Raw genomic sequence first — 3,024 nt, 5'->3', positions numbered from 1 at the left:
CTCATGGTCTTACCCCTTGATGGTTGCGCGAGTGCTGAAGGTGAAAGTGTGGAGGGAGCACCACCGCCCGAAGCTGCGGCCTGGCCTCCCCACAAGGGGACCCTCAAGGGGGAGATCGGCCACCGCCCTTAAATCAGCTTCTCCAGCGTGATCGGCAGATCCCTGATCCTCTTTCCCGTCGCATGGAACACCGCGTTGGCAATCGCCGGCGCCACGCCGACAATGGCCAGTTCGCCAACGCCCTTGCCGCCGAGCACCGAGGAATGCAGGTCGGGGATGCCGACCGAGATCACCTCGATGTCGGGGATGTCGGCATTGGTCGGCACGAGGTAGTCGGCGAGGTTGTTGTTGACGATGCGGCCGTGGCGGCGGTCGACGATGCCTTCTTCGAGCAGCGCCTGGCCGATGCCCATGATGATGCCGCCCTTCCATTGGCTTTCGGCAAGTTTCGGGTTGTAGAGCCGGCCCGAATCCAGCGCCGACACCACGCGCGATACACGCACCGTGCCAAAGTCCTCGTCGACGCGCACCTCGATGAAATGCGCGCACCAGGAGTGGCGGGAATAGTCGCCCTCGGTGTGCGGCACCGACATGGCGATGGTGGTGTAGTTCTTGTAGCGATCCTCTGGCGTCGAATTGGCCGGCATGGTGTCGCCGGTGGCTTCGATGTGGTCGCGGCCGACGCTCTTGAGCAGTTCGGCGACGGAGACATCGGGGCCGTCGCCGCGCGGCGAAGCGATACGGCCATTGGCGACGACCAGCGTGTTGGCCTGCAGCGCGTGGAAGGGCGAGCGTGGATCGCTGATGGCGAGGCCCACCAACTGGTCGAGGGCCGAGGTTGCCGCCTTGTAGACCGCACCCGTCATCACGCCGGCCAGCCGCGAACCGCCGGTGACGCCGGCGCGCGGAAAGCGGGAGTCACCGAGCTTCACCACCACGTCGTCAGCTCGTACGCCGACGGTTTCGGCGGCGGTCTGCGCCAGGATCGTGTAGGTGCCCTGGCCCATGTCGATCGAGGAGCTTTCGACCTCGACCGAACCATCGGCCAGGATGCGCACGAGCGCCTCGCCATAGGCGCGTCGCACCGGATAGGTGCCGGCGGCGACGCCCCAGCCGATCAACTGGTTGCCGTCGCGCATCGAGCGCGGTTCGGGTGTGCGCCTGGACCAGCCGAAGCGTTCGGCGCCTGCAGCAAAAGCCTCGCGCAACTGCCTGGTCGACCAAGCTTTTTTGGCATGTGGATCCTGCTCGGCATAGTTTCGGAGCCGGATCTCCAGCGGATCGATGCCGACCTCGTAGGCAAGCTCGTCGATGGAGCTTTCGATACCGAAGGCTGAGGGGTTTTCGCCCGGCGCGCGCATGGCGCCCGGCACCACCGAATTGACCCGTACGACATTCTGCTTCGAGGAGAAATTCGGCGTTGTGTACATGATCGAGGTGACCGATCCGAGCGGCTCGACCCACATGCCGTCGATGGATGTTTCATTGACGCCGCGATGCACGATCGACTGGATCTTTCCCTGCACGTCGGCGCCGATCGTCACCGTCTGGCGCGTCGCCGCGCGGCCGCCATAGCCGGTAAAAGTCTGCGGCCGGGTCATCACCAGCCGCACCGGCCGGCCGAGCATTTTGGCCGCACAGGCGGCCACCGCGCCATGGCTGAGCGCCAGCGCCTTGGAGCCGAAGCCGCCGCCAATATAGGGCGACACCAGCCGCACGTTCTCGAACGGCACACCGAACCATTCGGCATAGGTGCGCGCCATGCCGTCCAGCCATTGGCTCGGCTCCCACACGGTGAGGTGGTCGCCCTCCCAGCGGGCGATCAGGCCATGCGGCTCCATCGGCGCCTGGTACTCGCGCGGCGTGTTGTAGGCGGCGCAGATGCGGACCGGCGCCGAGGCAAACGCACCTTGCGCGTCGCCCCACTCCTTGGTCATGGCATCGATCGCGATGCCATCGCCGGCCTTGCCGTCGCTGAGGTCGACGATGGCAGGCGTTTCCTCATAGCTGACCTGGACCAGTGCTGCCGCCGCGACCGCCCGCTCGAAGGTCTCGGCCACCACGGCAGCGACATGCTGACCCGAAAAGGTGATGTCGCGCGCGAGTGGGCAATACGGCTTGTCGGGCGGCGGCGTGCCGAACCAGTCCGCCGCGGTTTTCAGGCTGATGATGGTGTCCGGCGTCAGCACCTGCAGCACGCCGGGCGCCACCTCGGCGGCAGTGGTGTCGATCGCGCGCACCTTGCCCGATGCAATCGTGCTCTCGACCAGGACGGCGTAGGCGAGGCCTTCGAGCTGCTGCTCGACGGCGTATTTCGCCGCACCGGTGATCTTGGCCGGGCCGTCGATGCGCGACAGCCGGCCGCCGACGGCTTCGGCAAAAGCGCCGTCGGACGCATCCCCATGCCTGATGTTGTGAACGGTCATGCCGTCTCTCCCAATTTGCGGATGGCGCGGGCGACGACGCGCGGCGCCAGTTCGACCTTGTAATGGTTGGCGCCATGGTCGACAGAGCCTTCGACGGCGAGCAGGCTGGCGGCGCGCACAGTGTCCGGCTCAAGCACCTTGCCCTTCAGCGCGTTTTCCACGGCCCGCGCACGCCACGGCTTGGTCGCGACGCCGCCAAGCGCGACGCGCAAATCGCGGATCGTTCGGCCGTCAGGTTCGAACTCAATGCCGACCGCCGCGCTCGCGGCGGCAAACTCATAGGATTGCCGGTCGCGGATCTTGAGATAAGTCGAACGCCGGGCAGAGGCCGAGCCGGGGATCTCGATCGCGGTGATCATCTCGCCCGGTTCGATCGCATGTTCCCGATCCGGCGTGGTGCCGGGCAGCAGGAAAAAGTCGTCGACCGGGATGTGGCGCTCGCCCAGATGCACGATCGCATCGAAGGCGACCAGCGCCACGGCGAGGTCGCCCGGATACATGGCGATGCAGGCGTCGCTGATGCCAAGCACCGCATGGCCACGGGTAACGCCGCCGATCGCCGAACAGCCAGAGCCGGGCTGACGCTTGTTGCAGGCGG

Annotated in this window: 2 protein-coding genes; both read right to left on the bottom strand. The window is 66.5% G+C overall.

Annotated features, from left to right (window positions below; translation table 11 throughout):
* Positions 1–128: 128 nt before the first annotated feature.
* Positions 129–2,426 (bottom strand): xanthine dehydrogenase family protein molybdopterin-binding subunit, encoded by a 2,298-nt coding sequence (locus EN925_RS30120; protein WP_128337145.1) that lies wholly within the window; start codon positions 2,424–2,426, stop codon positions 129–131.
* On the bottom strand, positions 2,423–3,024 hold a 602-nt coding region (locus EN925_RS30115), incomplete at its 5' end, for an FAD binding domain-containing protein (RefSeq protein ID WP_206632998.1). The genes EN925_RS30120 and EN925_RS30115, both read right to left, overlap by 4 nt.

Origin of the sequence: Mesorhizobium sp. M7A.F.Ca.US.006.04.2.1 (assembly GCF_004022915.1) — a bacterium.
GTDB classification, from domain to species: Bacteria; Pseudomonadota; Alphaproteobacteria; order Rhizobiales; family Rhizobiaceae; genus Mesorhizobium; species Mesorhizobium ciceri.
The sequence above is the reverse complement of the archived record's forward strand: the minus strand, read 5'-3'. Positions and strand labels throughout refer to the sequence as shown.